At 65.0% G+C, this 18,643-nt stretch carries 16 protein-coding genes; 6 read left to right on the forward strand and 10 right to left on the reverse strand.

The window, feature by feature from the left end:
• Window positions 1-16: 16 nt before the first annotated feature.
• The gene (locus tag ACIPUD_RS24945) at window positions 17-475 is read right to left on the reverse strand and encodes a tRNA (cytidine(34)-2'-O)-methyltransferase (RefSeq protein WP_018454940.1); all 459 of its coding nucleotides are present in this window, start codon (window positions 473-475) and stop codon (window positions 17-19) included.
• Between the two features lie 278 nt (window positions 476-753).
• Here ACIPUD_RS24945 and petA point away from each other — a divergent pair, with 278 nt between their 5' ends.
• From petA to ACIPUD_RS24970, 5 genes are all read left to right on the forward strand, one after another.
• The gene (gene petA / locus ACIPUD_RS24950; protein ID WP_026232845.1) at window positions 754-1,284 is read left to right on the forward strand and encodes a ubiquinol-cytochrome c reductase iron-sulfur subunit; all 531 of its coding nucleotides are present in this window, start codon (window positions 754-756) and stop codon (window positions 1,282-1,284) included.
• Between the two features lie 62 nt (window positions 1,285-1,346).
• Window positions 1,347-3,419, forward strand: coding sequence for a cytochrome b/c1 (gene fbcH / locus ACIPUD_RS24955; protein ID WP_018454938.1), 2,073 nt, complete (start codon window positions 1,347-1,349; stop codon window positions 3,417-3,419).
• 144 nt (window positions 3,420-3,563) lie between these two features.
• Window positions 3,564-4,238, forward strand: a complete 675-nt coding sequence (locus ACIPUD_RS24960; RefSeq protein WP_008134159.1) for a dienelactone hydrolase family protein — start codon at window positions 3,564-3,566, stop codon at window positions 4,236-4,238.
• A 314-nt stretch (window positions 4,239-4,552) separates the two neighbouring features.
• Window positions 4,553-6,715, forward strand: coding sequence for an anthranilate synthase component I (locus ACIPUD_RS24965; protein WP_204513836.1), 2,163 nt, complete (start codon window positions 4,553-4,555; stop codon window positions 6,713-6,715).
• Between the two features lie 12 nt (window positions 6,716-6,727).
• A complete protein-coding gene (locus ACIPUD_RS24970; RefSeq protein WP_007595035.1) occupies window positions 6,728-7,267 on the forward strand; it encodes an adenine phosphoribosyltransferase in 540 nt (179 codons plus the stop codon).
• Window positions 7,268-7,290: 23 nt separating this feature from the next.
• Here the strand turns inward: ACIPUD_RS24970 and ACIPUD_RS24975 are convergent, their stop codons facing one another.
• From ACIPUD_RS24975 to ACIPUD_RS25015, 9 genes are all read right to left on the reverse strand, one after another.
• A complete protein-coding gene (locus ACIPUD_RS24975) occupies window positions 7,291-7,623 on the reverse strand; it encodes a GIY-YIG nuclease family protein (RefSeq protein ID WP_204513837.1) in 333 nt (110 codons plus the stop codon).
• An 86-nt stretch (window positions 7,624-7,709) separates the two neighbouring features.
• Window positions 7,710-8,378 (reverse strand): hypothetical protein, encoded by a 669-nt coding sequence (locus ACIPUD_RS24980; protein ID WP_018454935.1) that lies wholly within the window; start codon window positions 8,376-8,378, stop codon window positions 7,710-7,712.
• A gap of 60 nt (window positions 8,379-8,438) precedes the next feature.
• The gene (locus tag ACIPUD_RS24985; protein WP_018454934.1) at window positions 8,439-9,194 is read right to left on the reverse strand and encodes a hypothetical protein; all 756 of its coding nucleotides are present in this window, start codon (window positions 9,192-9,194) and stop codon (window positions 8,439-8,441) included.
• Between the two features lie 205 nt (window positions 9,195-9,399).
• On the reverse strand, window positions 9,400-10,644 hold the full coding sequence (locus tag ACIPUD_RS24990; protein ID WP_085361328.1) for a M48 family metallopeptidase: 1,245 nt from the start codon (window positions 10,642-10,644) through the stop codon (window positions 9,400-9,402).
• 32 nt (window positions 10,645-10,676) lie between these two features.
• Complete coding sequence (locus tag ACIPUD_RS24995; protein WP_085352637.1) at window positions 10,677-11,237, reverse strand: LemA family protein; 561 nt, start codon at window positions 11,235-11,237, stop codon at window positions 10,677-10,679.
• A gap of 138 nt (window positions 11,238-11,375) precedes the next feature.
• Complete coding sequence (locus tag ACIPUD_RS25000) at window positions 11,376-12,356, reverse strand: small ribosomal subunit Rsm22 family protein (RefSeq protein WP_247490365.1); 981 nt, start codon at window positions 12,354-12,356, stop codon at window positions 11,376-11,378.
• 60 nt (window positions 12,357-12,416) lie between these two features.
• Complete coding sequence (gene smc / locus ACIPUD_RS25005; RefSeq protein WP_446481744.1) at window positions 12,417-15,881, reverse strand: chromosome segregation protein SMC; 3,465 nt, start codon at window positions 15,879-15,881, stop codon at window positions 12,417-12,419.
• Between the two features lie 217 nt (window positions 15,882-16,098).
• On the reverse strand, window positions 16,099-16,773 hold the full coding sequence (locus tag ACIPUD_RS25010; protein WP_018454930.1) for a DsbA family protein: 675 nt from the start codon (window positions 16,771-16,773) through the stop codon (window positions 16,099-16,101).
• Window positions 16,774-16,899: 126 nt separating this feature from the next.
• Window positions 16,900-17,394, reverse strand: a complete 495-nt coding sequence (locus tag ACIPUD_RS25015; protein WP_085352633.1) for a DUF721 domain-containing protein — start codon at window positions 17,392-17,394, stop codon at window positions 16,900-16,902.
• A gap of 122 nt (window positions 17,395-17,516) precedes the next feature.
• Here ACIPUD_RS25015 and mutY point away from each other — a divergent pair, with 122 nt between their 5' ends.
• Complete coding sequence (gene mutY, locus ACIPUD_RS25020) at window positions 17,517-18,632, forward strand: A/G-specific adenine glycosylase (RefSeq protein WP_018454928.1); 1,116 nt, start codon at window positions 17,517-17,519, stop codon at window positions 18,630-18,632.
• The last annotated feature ends 11 nt before the right edge of the window (window positions 18,633-18,643 follow it).

The following is an 18,643-nucleotide window of genomic DNA, read 5'->3' on the forward strand; positions in this document are numbered from 1 at the left end:
GTCTCTCCTCAACATCTCAAACTTGCGGGTTCCGGAGCTGCCTTAGCGCTTCGCCTGCGGCCATCGCCGCGGTCATGGCGACATTGAGCGACCTCAGCCCCGGAGCGATCGGGATCACCAGCCGCGCGTCCGCCGCCTCGACCACCGCCTCGGTGACGCCGGCGCTCTCGCGCCCGAATAGCAGGATGTCCGCCGTCTGGTAACGGAAATCGCGGTAGTCGGTCGCCCCCTTGGTGGTGAACAGCAGCAGGCGAGCGCCTTGCGCCGCCCGCCATTGCTCGAACTTTGACCAGGAGTCATGCCTGACGATGCTGACCTGATCGAGGTAGTCCATTCCCGCCCTGCGGAAATGCCGGTCGGAGACCGGGAAGCCCGCCGGTTCGATGATATGGGCGGCCATGCCCAGACAGGCGCAGAGCCTGAGAATCGTGCCGGTGTTCTGGGGGATGTCGGGTTGGAAAAGCGCTATCTGCATGGGCGGTGCCGGGTTCGGTGCGGGCCGGAAATGTCTCAATAAAACATCGCTGGCCGCGGAATTCGTGCATTGCACGCTCCCGCGCCGATAGCGGGCTTGCGCTCGCCCGGCAAGGGTGCCAATAGAACGATTCTGGACTGCTGTTTTCGCCTTGTTTTGGTGGGGGCACGCGAAGTTCTGCCGCCGCGGGGGGCCGCGGGCGCCGACAGGCTGTTCCGGGGACCTTGGGGGCTCCCGGAGCGGTTCCGCCGGCTGCATAAGAAGAAAGGGTTGGAATCGTGACGACAGCGTCTTCGGCGGACCATCCGACACGCCGTGATTTCTTATTCGTTGCAACGGGGGCAGCTGCAGCAGTAGGGGGCGCAGCCGCGCTCTGGCCCTTTATCTCCCAAATGAATCCTGATGCGTCGACCATCGCCGCTGGTGCGCCGATCGAGGTCGATCTCAGCCCGGTTGCCGAGGGGCAGGACATCAAGGTGTTCTGGCGCGGCAAGCCGATCTATATCAGCCACCGCACCAAGAAGCAGATCGACGAGGCGCGCGCCGTCAACGTGGCGAGCCTGCCCGATCCACAGTCCGACGAGGCCCGGGTCAAGTCCGGCCATGAGCAGTGGCTGGTCGTGATCGGCATCTGCACCCATCTCGGCTGCATCCCGATCGCCCATGAAGGCAATTACGACGGGTTCTTCTGCCCCTGCCATGGTTCGCAGTACGATTCGTCCGGCCGCATCCGCCAGGGGCCCGCGCCCGCGAACCTGCCGGTGCCGCCGTACCAGTTCGTTTCCGACACCAAAATCCAGATCGGCTGAGCTTCGGGCCCTCGTCCGAAGCTTCGCGCCGTCTCGTCGTATTATTTCCTCAGGATCGCATCATGAGCGGACCATCCGACTACCAGCCGAGCAATCCGGCCCTGCAATGGATCGAGCGACGTCTGCCGATCCTCGGCCTCATGCACTCCTCCTTCGTGGTCTATCCCACCCCGCGCAACCTGAACTATTGGTGGACCTTCGGCGCCATCCTCTCCTTCATGCTGGGGATCCAGATCCTGACCGGCGTGATCCTGGCGATGCACTACACGCCGCATGCCGACCTCGCCTTCAAGTCGGTCGAGCTGCTCGTCCGTGACGTCAATTACGGCTGGCTGCTGCGCAACATGCATGCCGTCGGCGCCTCGATGTTCTTCGTCGCTGTCTACGTCCACATGCTGCGCGGCCTCTATTACGGCTCCTACAAGGAGCCGCGCGAGGTGCTGTGGATCCTTGGCGTCATCATCTACCTCCTGATGATGGCGACGGGCTTCATGGGCTACGTGCTGCCGTGGGGCCAGATGAGCTTCTGGGGCGCCACCGTCATCACCAATCTGTTCTCCGCCATCCCCTATGTCGGCGAGAGCATCGTGACGCTCTTGTGGGGCGGCTATTCGGTCGGCAACCCGACGCTGAACCGCTTCTTCTCGCTGCACTATCTACTGCCGTTCCTGATCGCGGGCGTCGTCGTGCTCCACGTCTGGGCGCTGCATGTCTCCGGCCAGAACAACCCTGATGGCGTCGAGCCCAAGACGGAAAAGGACACTGTTCCGTTCACGCCGCATGCAACCATCAAGGATATGTTCGGCGTCTCCTGCTTCATGCTGCTCTACGCCTGGTTCATCTTCTACATGCCGAATTATCTCGGCGACGCCGACAATTACATTCCGGCGAACCCGGGCGTGACGCCGCCGCACATCGTGCCGGAATGGTATTACCTGCCTTTCTACGCGATCCTGCGCTCGATCCCGAACAAGCTCGCGGGCGTGATCGGGATGTTCTCGGCGATCATCATCCTGTGCTTCCTGCCCTGGCTCGACGCCGCCAGGACGAAGTCGTCGAAGTACCGTCCGCTGGCCAAGCAGTTCTTCTGGATCTTCGTCGCGGTCTGCATCCTGCTCGGCTATCTCGGCGCGCAGCCGCCGGAAGGCATCTATGTGATCGCCGGCCGGGTCCTGACGTTCTGCTATTTCGCCTACTTCCTGATCGTGCTGCCGCTGCTCTCGCGGATCGAGAAGCCGCGTCCGGTGCCGAACTCGATCTCGGATGCCGTCCTGGCCAAAACCGGGAGCAGGTCGACGCCGATGGTGTCGAGCGCGATCGTGCTTGCGCTGGCGGGCGCGTTGTTTGCGGGCTCAGCCGACAGCGCGCGCGCCTCCGAAGGCAGCGACAAGCCGCCGGGCAACAAATGGTCGTTCGCCGGTCCGTTCGGCAAGTACGATCGCGGCGCATTGCAACGCGGCCTGAAGGTCTACAAGGAAGTCTGCGCCAACTGTCACGGCCTGTCCTACGTCGCCTTCCGCAATCTCGCGGAAGCCGGCGGTCCCGGCTATTCGGTCGCGCAGGCTGCAGCCTTCGCCTCCGACTACAAGGTCAAGGATGGTCCGAACGACGCCGGCGACATGTTCGAACGCGCGGGCCGGCCGGCGGATTATTTCCCCTCGCCATTCCCGAACGAGCAGGCGGCGCGTGCGGCGAACGGCGGCGCGGCGCCGCCGGATCTGTCGCTGATCACCAAGGCGCGTTCCTACGGCCGCGGCTTCCCGATGTTCATCGTCGACTTCTTCACCCAGTATCAGGAGCAGGGTCCGGACTACGTCTCGGCGCTGCTCCAGGGCTTTGAGGACAAGGCGCCCGAAGGTGTGACCATCCCGGAGGGCTCCTACTACAACAAGTACTTCCCGGGCCACGCCATCAAGATGCCGAAGCCGCTCAGCGACGGCCAGGTCACCTATGACGACGGCTCGCCGACCACTGTCGCGCAGTATTCCAAGGACGTCACCACGTTCCTGATGTGGACCGCCGAACCGCATATGGAAGCGCGCAAGCGCCTCGGTTTCCAGGTGTTCATCTTCCTGATCATCTTCGCCGGCCTGATGTACTTCACCAAGAAGAAGGTCTGGGCAGACTCGCACTGAGGGGCCCGAGGCGAGAATGAAGAGGCCCCCGCAAGGGGGCTTTTTTGTTGGGCACGAGAGTGTGTTGTCAGGCGCGATTGCCTATCGCCCGCTCAAACGCCAAAATGCCGCCAACCGCTCCCCAAAAACTCGTCGGAGGACACCATGGGAACCGCCATCACCTTCAAGCGCCCGGACGGCAAGGACGCATCGGGCTATCTCGCCAATGCCGCGCGCGGCAACGCGCCGGGCGTGGTGGTGATCCAAGAATGGTGGGGCCTTTCGGACCAGATCAAGGGCCTCTGCGACCGCTTCGCGCTGGCCGGGTTCGATGCGCTGGCGCCAGATCTCTACAAGGGCAAGGTGGTGCCGTATCACGACACCGACGCCGCCGGCAAAGAGATGAACTCGCTCGACTTCATGGACGCCACCACGCAGACGGTGCGCGGCGCCACGCAATATCTGTCGCGCAACGGCGCCAAGGTGGGCCTGACCGGCTTCTGCCTCGGCGGCGCCGTCACCATCATCGGCGCGGTGCATGTGCCGGAGCTCGCCGCCGGCGTGGTGTTCTACGGCATCCCGCCAGAGCAGGCGGCCAAGCCCGCCGACGTCAAGATCCCGCTTCAGGCCCATTTCGCCAACAAGGACGATTGGTGCACGCCGGAGCTGGTCAACGGTTTCGAAAAGGCCATGAAGGCCGCCGGCAAGTCGCTGGAGCTGTTCCGCTATGACGCCGAGCACGCTTTCGTCAACGAGCAGCGCCAGGCCGTGCACGACCGGGAAGCCGCCGAGCTCGCCTGGGGCAGGGCGACGGAGTTTTTCAGGAAGCATCTGGGGTAGGTGTGCTGCGCCAGTCGCGCTACCATTTCAGTGTCGCCCCGGCCTGGTGCGCAATTGCCCGGCCTTCGCCGGGACGACTGTGGTGATCGGCGTTGAGCAGCCAGCCCAGCCAGCCTTGACGTCGTCCCCGCGCCATGGTGAGTATCCGCCCATGAGCACCGCCGTCCGCCCATCCCGTCTTTGGTGGCGCACCTCCTGAGAGGTGGCCGGTGCGATTTATTCTCCCAAAATCGTCTGAGGTCGCCCACGCAGTGCGGCGGCCTGATCGTTTGTCCTGTGTGGCGTTCCCTCGACAAGTTTCGTAAGAGGACCCCATGAACAGGACCGTCTTTGCCCTTCCGGCTCGAAGCGACTACGTGACCCGCGCGGGGCTTGCGATCACGCGCGTGGCGGAACAGTTTTCCGGCGGCGCCAACCGGCTCGACGATCTCGTCAGCCTGCTCGACCGCCGCCGCGGCGTGGTGCTGTCGTCGGGCACGACCGTGCCCGGCCGCTACGAGAGTTTTGACCTCGGCTTCTCCGATCCGCCGCTCAAGCTCGAGACCACCGGCGTCAATTTCAAGCTGGAAGCGCTGAACGCGCGCGGGGAGGTGCTGATCGCCTTCCTCGCCGACGTCTTGCGCGAACCCTGCGTCGTGATCTCCGAGACGACGCCGACGCGCCTTGCCGGTCATATCATCCGCGGCGAAGCCCCGATCGACGAAGACCAGCGCACGCGGCGCGCCAGCGTGATGTCGCTGGTGCGCGATCTCGTCGCCGCTTTCTCCGCCAATGACGACGGCGTGCTCGGCCTGTTCGGCGCCTTCGCCTACGATCTCGTGTTCCAGATCGAGGACCTCGTGCAGAAGCGCGCGCGCGAGAGCGACCAGCGCGACATCGTGCTCTACGTCCCCGATCGCCTGCTCGCCTATGACCGCGCCACCGGCCGCGGCGTCGTGCTCACATACGATTTCGCGTGGAAGGGCAAGTCCACCGCGGGCCTGCCGCACGAGACCGCCGAGAGCCCCTACCTCAAGACACCGCGCCAGGGTTTTGCCGATCACGCCCCCGGCGAATATCAGGCCACTGTCGAGACCGCGCGCGCTGCCTTTGCGCGTGGCGATCTGTTCGAGGCGGTGCCGGGGCAGCTCTTCGCCGAGCCCTGCGACCGCTCGCCGGCGGAAGTGTTCCAGCGGCTCTGTGTCATCAATCCGTCGCCCTACGGCGCGCTGATGAATCTCGGCGAAGGCGAATTTCTCGTCTCGGCCTCTCCGGAAATGTTCGTGCGCTCGGACGGACGCCGGGTCGAGACCTGCCCGATCTCGGGGACGATCGCGCGCGGTACCGATGCGATCGGCGATGCCGAGCAGATCCGCCAGCTCCTGAACTCCGAGAAGGACGAGTTCGAGCTCAACATGTGCACCGACGTCGACCGCAACGACAAGGCGCGCGTCTGCGTTCCCGGCACCATCAAGGTGCTGGCGCGCCGGCAGATCGAGACCTATTCAAAACTGTTCCACACCGTCGACCATGTCGAAGGCATGCTGCGTCCCGGCTTCGATGCGCTCGACGCCTTTCTCACCCACGCCTGGGCCGTCACCGTCACTGGCGCACCAAAACTCTGGGCGATGCAGTTCGTCGAGGATCACGAGCGCTCGCCCCGCCGCTGGTATGCCGGCGCGATCGGGGCGGTGAATTTCGACGGCAGCATCAACACCGGCCTCACCATCCGGACCATCCGGATGAAGGAGGGCCTCGCGGAAGTGCGTGTCGGCGCCACCTGTCTGTTCGACTCCGATCCCGCCGCCGAGGACCGCGAATGCCAGGTCAAGGCCGCCGCCCTATTCCAGGCGCTGCGCGGTGATCCGCCGAAGCCGCTGTCGGCCTTTGCGCCCGATGCGACCGGAAGCGGCAAGAGGGTGCTGCTGATCGACCATGACGACAGCTTCGTCCATATGCTGGCCGATTACTTCCGCCAGGTCGGCGCCGACGTCACCGTGGTCCGCCATGTGCATGCGCTCGACATGCTCAAGCAGAAGCGGTGGGATTTGCTGGTGCTGTCGCCAGGGCCGGGCAGGCCCGAGGATTTTGGGATCAAGAAGACCATCGACGCGGCGCTGGAGGACAAGCTGCCGGTGTTCGGCGTCTGCCTCGGCGTCCAGGCGATCGGCGAGTATTTCGGCGGCGAGCTCGGGCAGCTCACGCATCCCGCCCATGGCCGGCCCTCGCGGGTTCAGGTACGTGGCGGGCGGCTGATGCGCAATCTGCCGAACGAGATCGTCATCGGCCGCTATCACTCGCTGTATGTCGAGCGCGACAGCATGCCGGAGGTGCTATCCGTCACCGCCAGCACCGAGGACGGCGTCGCCATGGCGCTCGAGCACAAGACCCTGCCGGTCGCCGGCGTGCAATTCCATCCGGAATCGCTGATGTCGCTGAGCGGCGAGGTGGGCTTACGAATTGTCGAGAACGCGTTCCGCCTGGATGCGTCGCGCTGATTGAGAGGCACCATGACTTTTGACCATGATCTGAAGGCGAGCGTCCGCACCATCCCGGACTATCCGAAACCCGGGATCTTGTTCCGCGACATCACCACGTTGCTCGCAGATGCGCGTGCGTTCCGCCGTGCGGTCGACGAACTCGTCAATCCCTGGGCCGGCAACAAGATCGACAAGGTCGCTGGCATGGAAGCGCGCGGCTTCATCATCGGTGGCGCGGTGGCGCACCAGGTTTCGGCCGGCTTCGTGCCGATCCGGAAAAAAGGCAAGCTGCCGCACACCACCGTGCGGATCGCTTACTCTCTCGAATACGGCATCGACGAGATGGAGATGCATGTCGACGCCATTCAGCCGGGTGAGCGTGTGATCCTGGTCGACGACCTCATCGCCACCGGCGGCACCGCGGAAGGTGCGGTGAAGCTGCTGCGCCAGATCGGCGCCAATGTGGTCGCCGCCTGCTTCATCATCGATCTGCCCGATCTCGGCGGCGCCGCCAAGCTGCGCGCGATGGACGTGCCGGTGCGCACGCTGATGACGTTCGAGGGGCACTGAGGGCACGGCACGGCTGGCGACGTTCAGATCGGCTCGGCCGTTAGCTCCGACAGCCAATGCAGCATGCGCTCTTTGAGGAGCGCATTCCTGACATAGTCGCTCGCCTCATCTTTCAGCCGCTCGCATTCGCCGAGTGTCAGGCCTGCCTCACCGTGCATGTTCCACGCAGTCTGGAGTCTACGGCAGGTGTGGCTACCCTGGCGCAGCGAGAACCAGATGCGATTCTGGATTGTCTCGAGGTTCGAGGCTTGGCCGACCCAGGCCTCGCCCGAGGCCGCGCAGCGGACGACGTAGATGCCGGCAACGGTCTTCCGCTCCTTATAGGCGGCGATTGCTGCTTTACGGTCGATGCTCACGGTGAAGAGGCCTTGCTGAGGAACGATGGTGCGTACACTCAGTAACCGCAACGTCGCTCGGCGTCAATATTATCCGGGTAAAATATTCAGGACCGTTGCAGGATCAGGCTGAGCTCGAGTTCGCGGAAGGCGAGGTAATTGCGCCGGGTCCATTGGTGCAGCTCGGTCGAGGCATCCTTCTCCTGGCGAAGATAGCCGGTGAAGGAGAAATTCAGGCGGCTGATATAGGTCTTCAGGAATCCGGGCAGCGCCGGCAGGCGCAGCAGCCGGCCGCCGGCCATCGCTTCCGGCAGCTCGCCGCGCACGATGTGCTCGTTGTCCACCGTGATCAGGTTGATCCGCGGGATCTGTTCGCGCAGCATCTCGTGGGCGCGGGCCGAGACGCGGTCGGTGTCGGCGACGAACAGGATCATCGGCGCGACGTGGCGGCGCGCAGCCTCTTTCAACAGGCCGATCTCCTCCGTCATCTTGAAGAACTCGTCAAAGGCGTGGAAGCCGAGGTCGATCACCTTGGCAAGCCCGTCATCGACGATGACGCGATCCATCAGCTGCATCTTGCCGTAGGTGTCGATCACGTCGGCGGTCTCGGTGATCGTTGGCAGATAGTCGAGCAGCGACGGCTCCTTCAGGTTGACGTCGAAGGCCACGACGTTGCCGTTCTTGAGCAGCAAAAATTCGCTCAAAAGCCGCGCCAGCAGGGTCTTGCCGACCTGCGGGCGGGGCGAGCAAATGATGTAGAGGGGCGTTGCGGACATCGATAGCTATATCAGTCGAACTTGGCGACCAATCCAGCCGTATCCGCCCGGCTTGCGCAACTATTTTTCGCTGTTGCGGGCCCCGGATTTCGTCGAGCCGACGATATCGGTCAGCCGGATCCGATCGAACTCACTCCAGACGTTCGCCAGCCAGTGTCGGACATAACCACGCAGCACGAAGGAGTAGTTGGCGGCCTCGTCGTTGACGCCCTTGTTGGCGACGAATTTCAGGAATGGGACGGAGGACACCTCGACCTGCTCATAGGCCATTTCGTTGAGCTTGGGGATGGTCAGCTCGGTCGCGTCCTTGATGCGGTTGAAATACGATTGGTAAGTCGACTGATCCCACTGGAAGAACTGAGTATCGTTGATGAAGTTCTTCACCAGGAAATATTTCGCGCCGCCCATGAAGCCCGCGGTCTCGGCGATCTCGTCCAGCGAGGCGATCGAGGGTCCGAGGATGTGGAACACGGCAAAGGTGATCTGGCCGGCCTTGGCGGCGTCGAGGAATCCGATGTCGCGCAAGGAGGCGAGCGCCGGCGAGAGCAGGCCGGCCCGGACGTCGATCACGGTGACCGACGGGCTCGTCGCGTTGAGCGTATCGAAGATCTTCATCTGATCCGACGTCGTCGTCATGTCGACGATCTCGGTGATGTCAGGATGGAAGCGCTTCAGGGTTCCGCGCGGCGATTCGGTGTCGAAAGCGCGCGTCGGCACGTTGTTGGCGGAAAAATAATCGAGCAGGGTGCGCGACACCGTGGTCTTGCCGACCCCACCCTTGTCCGCGCCCACCACAACCACTGCCGGCTTTGCCATTGCTGTCCCCTAACGCGCGCCCCCGATCGCGAGGTTGCAATCGGACGGGCCCCAAATCGATGTCGCAGACATGTCCCAAGTCTGCTGTTGGGCGCGAACATGGCAGAAACAAGGGAGAATTCAATTCCGCAGGGCCCAGTTATGGCAATTCCCGAGGTTTTTCCCAAGCACGACGAATCCTGCCGGGCATGGCGTCAAATCACGCTCAATGGCGGCCCCAAGGACCCAAGGAATTGCCCAAGGGATTGCTTACTCGATTGCCTATCGGGTTGCTGCTGGCGGTTCCGGCGGAGCTGGGTGCGGGCAGGGGCGGCGGACTGGCCGCGCCGCCTACGTCGTTCCAGGGCCCCTGGCGCGGTGGCGGTCGGACGCCCTGCTGGTCGGCTTGCGTGTCTGGCTCCTCGGCCTCGTCGGCGGAAAGCGGCAGCGGGCCGGGATCATGGCCGCCGGCGAACTTGACCAACGCGTCGACTCGCGACTGCACCGAGGGGTGGGTCGCGAACAAATCGGCAAAACCCTCGCGCGGATTGTCGACGCAGAGCTCCATCACTGCCGAGGTTGCGCCCGGCAGCTCGCCGCGGTTCTCGATCTTGCGCAGTGCCGAGATCATGGCGTCCGGATTTTTCGTCAGCTCGACGGAGCCTGCGTCCGCGAGATATTCGCGCGAGCGCGACAGCGCGAGCTTCACCACCTGAGACAACAGCCAGGCCACCACGATCAGCACGACCGCGATGATGATGACGATCACCGCGCCGCCGCCCGAACTCTTGCTGTCGTTCGACGACGAGGACGATCGTGACGAGGAGGAGCCCGACGACCACGAGCCGCCGGAGCCGGAGCTCCAGCTGAAATTCGTGAACAGGCGGAAGAACAGTTCGCCGAAGAATCCGACCACGCCCGCGATGATGACGGCGACCACCATGAGCTGCACGTCGCCGTTCTTGATATGGGTCAGCTCGTGACCCAGCACCGCCTCGATTTCCTGGTCGTCCAGCGCATTGAGGAGACCGGTGGTGACGGTGACCGAATATTGCCGCGGGTTGAGGCCGGTCGCGAACGCGTTCAGCGCCGGGCTTTCCATGATCTTCAGCTTCGGCATCGTGATGCCGCGCGAGATGCAGAGATTTTCAAGCAGATTATAGAGCCGCGGCTGCTCCTGCCGGGTGACGTCGTGGCCGCCGGTCACCGCATCGATCATCGACTGGTGGAAGAAATAGGCGATCACGATCCAGGTCGCTGCCACGACGGTCGCAACCGGTGCGGCGACTTTCAGATCATAGAAGGCGCGTCTCAGATAATGAAGGACGGTCTCGTCGCCATTGATGACGGCTTCGGCGATCAGCGCGCCGGCATAGACCAGCACGTAGACCAGCGCGAACAGACCGGCGAGCAGGAGCATCGAACGAAACTTGTTCGAGGCGATGTGCGTGTAGAGACCATACGCGGCCATGACGCGATGCCCTGCCGGCCTATCGGCTCAACTCAGAATTTCACCTGCGGCGTGGCCTCGACCTCGGTGCGGCTGGCGCCGAGATCGAAGAAGTCCTTTTTGGTGAAGCCGAACATGCCGGCGAACAAGGCTGCCGGCATCTGCTGGATGCCGGTGTTGTATTCCTGGACCGCGCTGTTGAAGAAGCGTCGGCTGGCCGCGATCTTGTTCTCGAGATCGGACAGCTCGCTGGCGAGCTGCTGGAAATTGGCGTTGGCCTTGAGGTCGGGATAGGCCTCCGACAGCGCGATCAGTCGGCCGAGCGCGCCGGAGAGCTGGGTCTCGGCCGCGGACACCTGCGCCGGTCCCTGCGCCGACATCGCCGAATTGCGCGCCTTGATGACGTCGTCGAGCGTGCCGCGCTCATGCGAGGCATAGCCCTTCACCGTCTCGACCAGGTTCGGGATCAGATCGTGGCGCTGCTTGAGCTGCACGTCGACGTCGGCAAAGGCCTGGCCGACGCGCTGGCCCAGCGCCACCAGCCGATTGTAGGCGGCGAAGGCAAAGAACACGAGGACGACGATAACGCCGAGAACGATCCAGCCGGTCGACATGGAGAACTCCTGAAGGGGGAAGAAGGCGGGCGCTAGGGTAGACCAAATTGACGCCGAGCGAGAGCCCGGTACAGACGAGAGGTAAGACTTGGTCGGATGAGGGACTATCCGAGTTCAAGGCGAAAGCGCCGGAGCAGGTTAACTTTCGGACAGGATGGCATCACCCCAGCGCCAGCGGCGGGCGCTTGCATAGGCGACCTTGTCCCGCCGTGGGACCTTGGCGAGTTCGACGCCTTGCTCGGTGCAGAGCTTTGCCGTGATCTCGGCCTTGCCGAGATCCGGCGGCGCCAACACGCGCGCGGCGCGGGTGGCGGGAGGCCTACGGGTTAGCGCCACGTAGATGAATCGCTCGTCCTCGAACGGCACCTCGGCGCCCTTGATTTGGCGGTGAGCCTGCGAGCGCGGCAAGCGCTGGGAGAAATGGCACCAGTCGGGCGCCGTCAGCGGACACGGCTTTTCGTGCGGGCAGGGTGCGGCGACATAGGCGCCCGCCGCGATCAGTTGCTGGCGCAAGGTGAGGATGCGGGCGTAGCCGGCGGGCGTGCCGGGCTCGATCACGACCAGCACGTGGCGCGCTTTCGCCCACATCGCTTCCGCGAGCTTGCGTTGATCGCCCTCGCTGAGCTCGCCGATGACATAGCTCGCGACGACGAGATCGGCTTGCGAAACCTCAGCGAGGTTCGCGCCGGCATCGCCCGGCAGATAGCGGCAATTCGCCAGACGCGTGCTGTCGCGCGCCAGTTCGAGCGCGAGACGGCTCAGCGTGGCGTTGGCATCGAGCAGGGTGAAGGATTGCAGCGACGGAAAAGCTTCCGCAGCGGCCCAGCTCGCGGTGCCCGGACCTGCGCCGACGTCGAGCAGCGTTTCCGGACCGAGGTCCGGTGCGACCTCGGTCAGCGCATTCAGACTTGCCGCCACCGCAGCGTAGGTCGCCGGCATCCTCGCGAGCGCATAGGCGAGCGCATCGGCCTCGGATTTGATCGTGCCGGAGCCGCCCCCTGCACGATAGGTGGTCGAGATTTTCTGCGATCGCTGCGCAGCGTCGGCGCGCGAGAACCCCTGGAGCTTGCCGTCGAGGGCCGCTTTCAGTTCGGCGGGGAGGGTGGGTGAGATCATCATTCGTGGTCATCATCCGCTTGCGCGGATGACGACGTCAATAGGTGCGTGACGGGAGCGGACTCACGCCACGTTCTGGTCGAGAATGTCCACCGCCTCTTGCAGGTTCACCGACACCAGTTGCGAGACCCCGCGTTCGGCCATGGTGACGCCGAACAGGCGGTTCATCCGCGCCATCGTGATCGGGTTGTGGGTGATGATGATGAAGCGCGTGTCGGTCGAGGCGGTCATCTCGTGCAACAGGTTGCAATAGCGCTCGACGTTGTGGTCGTCGAGCGGCGCGTCGACTTCGTCCAGCACGCAGATCGGCGAGGGATTGGTGAGGAACACCGCGAAGATCAGCGCCATCGCGGTCAGCGCCTGCTCACCGCCGGAGAGCAGCGATAGCGTCTGCGGCTTCTTGCCCGGCGGCTTGGCGATGATTTCGAGGCCGGCTTCAAGAGGGTCATCGCTCTCGATCAAATGCAACGCGGCTTCGCCGCCACCGAACAGCTCGACGAACAGGCGCTTGAAGTGGTTGTTGACGACCTCGAACGAGGTCAGGAGCCGCTCGCGAGCTTCCTTGTTGAGGCTCTGGATACCCTGGCGCAACCGCTTGATGGCCTCGACGAGGTCGTCGCGCTCGGTGACCAGACCATTATGCTGGGTCTCGACCTCGCGCAGCTCTTCCTCGGCGCGCAAATTGACCGCGCCCAGGCGCTCGCGATCGCGGCGCATCTTTTCGAGGTCTTCCTCGATGTCGTGCAGCGGCGGCAGCTCGGCGCCGGGCTCGATCTCGGCGAGCCCGGCAACGGCCTGCGGCTCGACTTCGAGCATGTCGCGGATCTCGCGCTCGATGTCATCGAGTCGGCGCCGCGCGCTTTCCATGCGCTCCTCGGCGCGGGCGGTGGCCTCGCGCGAGCTCGACAGCGCCTCGAGCGTCAGCTTGGCGACGCGATCGGTTTCGGCCATCGCGGTTTCCGCGCTGGCGAGCGCGTCGGCGGCCATGCGGCGGTCGTTTTCGGCATATTCGATCTCGGTGATCAGCGCGCTGCGCTTCTCCGCGAACACGGCCGGCGCGTTCTCGAGATCGCTGCGCTCGATTGAGACTTCGGCGATGCGCGCCTGGATGGTGTCGATGTGGGAGGCCGCGCTCTCCTTGCGGTTCTGCCACTCGGTGCGTTCGGCGAGGATCGCCTGCACGCGGCGGTCGGCCAGCTCGGCTTCGCGCGCCAGCGCCTGTGCCTCGGCCCGGACCTGGGCGGCCATGCGACGATGACCTTCGATGTCGCTGCGGACAGCGGCGAGACGGGTTTCGGTGTCCTCGCTCGACGGCAGCTCGGAGATCCCGGCTTCGGCGTATTCGTAGGCGGCTTCGGCCTCGGCGCGGTCGGCGGCCAGACGGCTGTGCGCTTCCGACAGCGTCGCCTTGCGTGCAGCGTGGCGGCTGATCTCGCGCTCGACCGTGGCATGGCGCTCGCGCGCGACGTTGAGTTCGCGCTGCGCAGCGCGCCAGGCTTCGCGGCTCGCACCTTCGGTGCTGGCGGCCATCTGCAGCTCGGCCTCGGCGTTCTCCAGCGCCTGACGCTTGATCTGCGCGTCGATGCGGGCCTGCTCCAGCTCGTTCTCGATGTCGATGAGGCGGGCGCGCTCGGCAAGCCGCCTTGCTGCGCCGGTCGGCGCGTGGGCGGCTGCGACAAAACCGTCCCAGCGCCAGACGTCGCCTTCGGGCGAGACCAGCCGCTGGCCGGTCTTGAGCTGCGAGACCAGCTCGGCGCCGCGCTCGCGCGGCACCACGCCGATCTGCGCCAGGCGGCGGGTCAGCTCGGCCGGGGCCTGCACGTGGCTGGCGAGAGGCACGACGCCTTCGGGCAGTTCCGGATCGCCGTCGGTGACGCCGGCATTGGTCCAGCGCATCGGCGCGGACGGATCGACCGGGGCGTCCAGATCGTCCCCAAGGGCTGCGCCGATCGCCTTTTCAAATCCCTTGTCGACGGTGATGCCGTCGATGATCGGCGGCCACAAATTCTTGGTCTCGCCGTTGAGGATCTTGGAGATCGTGCGCGCCTCGGTATCGAGCCGCTGCACGCGCTTGTCGGCTTCGACCAGCGGCGAGCGCGAGGATTCCAGCGTCTGCCGCGCGGCGACGTGCGCGGCTTCGCTGGCCTGAGCGGCGGCTTCCGAGGCCGCCAGCGTCTGCTCGGCGCTCTCGACCGTCGCGGTCAGCTCGTCGAGATCGCCGAAGCCGCCGGTCTCCTCGGTGAGCGTCTGCTCTTCCGCCGCGACGTTCGAAATCTCCTGGTCGAGCCGGGCGAGCTTGTCGCGGTGGGTGCGAACGTTGGCTTCGAGTTGGTTGCGCTTGGCGGTGAGGTCTGCGAGCGCGGTGGTGAGCTCGGCGAACTGCTGCTCGGTTTCGGTCAGCACCGCCTCGGCTTCGGCGACACGCTCGTCGACGCCGGAGCGCTTCTCAACGCGCGACTTGATCTCTTCCTTCAGCTCGGCATCTTCGGCGTCGAGGCGCTGCAGCGCGATATCGGCGTCCATGGTCTGCTGCTGGGCGCGCGAGATGTCGCCTTCGAACTGCGCGAGGCGCCGCTCGAGTTCCGCGACGCGCTCCTTGGCGCGCTCTTCCTCGCGATCGAGCAGCTCGCGGGCGTTGGTCAGGCGCTGCAGCCCCGCTGCGGCGCGCGCTTCGGCATCGCGCAGCGCCGGCATTTCGGCGGCGCGAATCGCCTGGATGCGAGCGGCCTCGGCCTGGTGCTGGGTCCGCTCGGCCATCTCGCGGACCGCGAGATCGTGGGTCTGGCCGGATTCGTTGACGTCGGCATGGGCGCCGATCCAGCGCAGATGGAACAGGGTTGCTTCGGCCTTGCGGACCTTGGCCGCAACTTCGCGATAGCGCACGGCCTGGCGGGCCTGCTTCTTGAGGCCTTCCATTTGCCCCGCGAGCTGGCCGATCACGTCCTCGACGCGGGTGAGATTGGTTTCGGCCGCCTTGAGCCGCAGCTCGGCTTCGTGGCGGCGGGCGTGCAGGCCGGCCACGCCGGCGGCGTCTTCCAGCACGCGGCGGCGCTGCTCGGGCTTGGCCTGAATGATCTCGCCGATCTTGCCCTGGTGGACGAGAGCCGGCGAGCGCGCGCCGGTGGCGGCGTCGGCGAACAGAATCTGCACGTCGCGGGCGCGCACGTCGCGGCCGTTGATGCGGTAGACCGAACCGGCCTCGCGCTCGATGCGGCGGGAGATTTCCAGAAGCTGGCTGTCGTTCATCGCCGCCGGCGCGGTGCGATCGGAATTGTCGATCGTCATCGTCACTTCGGCGTGGTTGCGCGCGGGGCGATTGCCGGAGCCGGCGAAGATCACCGCGTCCATGTCGGCGGCGCGCAGCGACTTGTAGGAGGTCTCGCCCATTGCCCAGCGCAGCGCCTCGACGAGATTCGACTTGCCGCAGCCGTTGGGCCCGACCACGCCGGTCAGGCCGGGCTCGATGACGAAGTCGGTGGCCTCAACGAAGGACTTGAAGCCGTGAAGGCGCAGGCGGGTGATTTTCATAAGCACGCATCTCTGTTGGCAGGCGCGAATCCCCCTGCCGGGACAATACCATGGAAGGCAATGTCGGTATCCGGGCGAGTCGCGCGAGGCGCCTCATGCGGCTGGACAATGGCCGCGGTGCGCTGCGAGGGCAACCGGCGAAAGCCGCTTTTCCCAAGGGATTTATGCCGGGAAAGATACGGCTATCGAGATGCGAATCAGGATTGCGCCGTGCGAATCAGCTCTTGAGCAGCGGATTGATCTTCTTGGCGAATTCCTCGAACGAGGTCTCGCCCTTGATCTTCTCGCCGTTGACGAAGAACGTCGGCGTCGAATCGACCTTCAGAACGTCGCTGGCATATTTCTGGTCGGCGGCGATCTTGTCGAGCAGCGCCTGGTCCTTCAGGCAGGCCTCGACCTGCTGCTGGGTGAGACCGGCCTGCTTGCCGATCCGCGTCAGGGTCTCCGTGGTGTTCTTCACGACCCAATCGTTCTGCTGGCGGAACAGCATGTCGGTGACGGCAAAGTATTTCGGCGCGTCGCCATTGGCGATGCAGCGCGACAGCATCGAGCCGGCGGCGGCTTTGATGTCGAGCGGGAACTCGCGGAAGACGTAACGCACCTTGCCGGTGTCGATGTATTCCGACTTGATCTTGGGAAACACTTGCTCATTGAAGGCCGCGCAATGCGGGCAGGTCATCGAGGCGTATTCGGTGATGGTGACGGCGGCGTCCTTCGGGCCCAGCGCCATGTCGGGCAGCGACACCGGTTTGGCCACGTCACCAGCCGCTGCCTGCGCCATGGCTTCAGGGATCATGGCATCGGAGATGAATCGCAGCGGAGAGAACCCGGCGAGCGCGGCAAGCCCGGTCAGCGACAGCATCGAGGTGAAGGCGCGGCGGGTGATGATCAAGGTCGGCTCCCGGATTGGCGTGGTCTCGCCCGAATTCCCATTCAGACGGCCTGTCGCTAGCTTGAAACGTCGTTTGAGGCAATGGCGAGCGGCAAGGACAGGTCCAGTTTGGCCGCAGAATAAGGCTCAATTTCGCTTGATGGCGGCCCCGAGGCGCGCCAGCGCCGACTTCAATTGTTCATCTTCGATATCGCCCAGGCGCTCAGCCACCTCGGCCACCGATTTGGCGTCCGGCGGGCCGGGCCGGGTCGGCCGGCGGGCGCGTGATAGCGGAGCCTGGCGAAAGGCCAGCTTGCCGACCGCGCTCCAGCCGAAGAAGCGGTTGACCCGCTGCAGGATCACATCGGCGGAGTGCTGGATCTCGAGCGCCATCGGCCCCTCGACCCGCAGCACCAGCGTCGCCGGCTCCTGCGGCTGACCCTCGACCGGCCGCGGCCATTGCATCTTGAGCGGCTCGGCGTGCGCCGCGATCTCCGGCCCGGCAATCTGCGCCCATCGCGTCACCAGCTCGCGCGCGGCAAATCCCTGCTTGGCATAGGCCTCGGCAAAGACGTCGTTGAGCAGGAGCGATAGCGGCTTGGCGCTGAGGGGACCGGGTTTGATGGGTCGAAGCTTGGACATGGGACCTTATAGCACTCCGGGGCGTCGGCCGCAGGCTCTTCACCGCGAAGAAAAACGTGGATGCCCGCGACAAGCGTGGGCACGACGTGGAGAGATCGACGCATTGCCGTTACAGTGCGGACATGAGCCCCAAATCCGCCCTCAAGGCGAAATCGGAACCAGTTCCGCCGGAGACCCCATCGCGTCCGCTCGCGCTGCTCCAATGGTACGACCGCCACCGCCGCCGATTACCCTGGCGGGCTCCGCCCGGCGAAGCATCCGACCCTTACCGCGTCTGGCTGTCCGAGATCATGCTGCAGCAGACCACAGTGAAGGCGGTCGGGCCCTATTTCGAAAAATTCGTCTCGCGCTGGCCTGATGTCACCGCGCTCGGACGGGCCTCGCAGGAGGATGTGCTGCGGATGTGGGCCGGGCTGGGCTATTATTCTCGCGCCCGTAATCTCCATGCCTGCGCGGTCGCGGTGACGCGCGAGCATGGCGGCACCTTTCCCGACACCGAAGTGCGTCTGCGCGCGCTGCCGGGCGTCGGGCCCTATACGGCGGCAGCGATCGCGGCGATAGCGTTCGATCGACGCACCATGCCGGTCGACGGCAATATCGAGCGCGTGGTCTCGCGGCTCTTTGCAGTTGAGGAAGAGCTCCCGCAGGCCAAGCCGCTGATTCAGGAGTTGGCTGCGACGCTGCTTGCCGATTCTCGCGCCGGTGATAGCGCGCAGGCGCTGATGGATCTGGGCGCCTCGATCTGCACGCCGAAAAAGCCGGCCTGCTCGCTATGCCCGCTGAACGAGGGCTGCACGGCGCGCGCGCTGGGAACGCAGGACACGTTTCCGCGCAAGGCCGCGAAGAAGAGCGGCGCGCTACGGCGCGGCGCCGCTTTCGTTGTCACGCGCGGCGACGAGCTTCTCGTCCGCACCCGTCCCGAAAAGGGGTTGCTCGGCGGCATGACCGAAGTACCGGGGTCGGACTGGCTGGCCGGGCAGGACGACGCCAAGGCAAAACGGCAGGCGCCCGAGTTGAAGGGGCTGTCGCGCTGGCAGCGCAAGGTCGGCGTGGTCACCCACGTCTTCACGCATTTTCCGCTGGAACTGGTGGTCTACACGGCGAGGGTGGAAGCGCGGACGCGGGCACCCGCCAGCATGCGCTGGGTGCCGATCGCCACGCTCGCCGATGAAGCATTGCCCAACGTCATGCGCAAGGTGATTGCGCATGGATTGGACCCTAGCAGCCCATCCTGCTGACAAAATGCTGG

The sequence above is a fragment of the Bradyrhizobium sp. CAR08 genome (assembly GCF_052871955.1).

Coding starts and splice junctions, on each gene's coding strand:
- ACIPUD_RS24945 (WP_018454940.1), bottom strand. CDS start 475: ATGCAGATAGCGCTTTTCCAACCCGACATCCCCCAGAACACCGGCACG.
- ACIPUD_RS24990 (WP_085361328.1), bottom strand. CDS start 10,644: ATGGCCGCGTATGGTCTCTACACGCACATCGCCTCGAACAAGTTTCGT.
- smc (WP_446481744.1), bottom strand. CDS start 15,881: ATGAAAATCACCCGCCTGCGCCTTCACGGCTTCAAGTCCTTCGTTGAG.
- ACIPUD_RS24980 (WP_018454935.1), bottom strand. CDS start 8,378: ATGTCCGCAACGCCCCTCTACATCATTTGCTCGCCCCGCCCGCAGGTC.
- ACIPUD_RS24970 (WP_007595035.1), top strand. CDS start 6,728: ATGACTTTTGACCATGATCTGAAGGCGAGCGTCCGCACCATCCCGGAC.
- ACIPUD_RS24965 (WP_204513836.1), top strand. CDS start 4,553: ATGAACAGGACCGTCTTTGCCCTTCCGGCTCGAAGCGACTACGTGACC.
- ACIPUD_RS24960 (WP_008134159.1), top strand. CDS start 3,564: ATGGGAACCGCCATCACCTTCAAGCGCCCGGACGGCAAGGACGCATCG.
- fbcH (WP_018454938.1), top strand. CDS start 1,347: ATGAGCGGACCATCCGACTACCAGCCGAGCAATCCGGCCCTGCAATGG.
- mutY (WP_018454928.1), top strand. CDS start 17,517: ATGAGCCCCAAATCCGCCCTCAAGGCGAAATCGGAACCAGTTCCGCCG.
- ACIPUD_RS25000 (WP_247490365.1), bottom strand. CDS start 12,356: ATGATGATCTCACCCACCCTCCCCGCCGAACTGAAAGCGGCCCTCGAC.
- ACIPUD_RS24985 (WP_018454934.1), bottom strand. CDS start 9,194: ATGGCAAAGCCGGCAGTGGTTGTGGTGGGCGCGGACAAGGGTGGGGTC.
- ACIPUD_RS25015 (WP_085352633.1), bottom strand. CDS start 17,394: ATGTCCAAGCTTCGACCCATCAAACCCGGTCCCCTCAGCGCCAAGCCG.
- ACIPUD_RS24995 (WP_085352637.1), bottom strand. CDS start 11,237: ATGTCGACCGGCTGGATCGTTCTCGGCGTTATCGTCGTCCTCGTGTTC.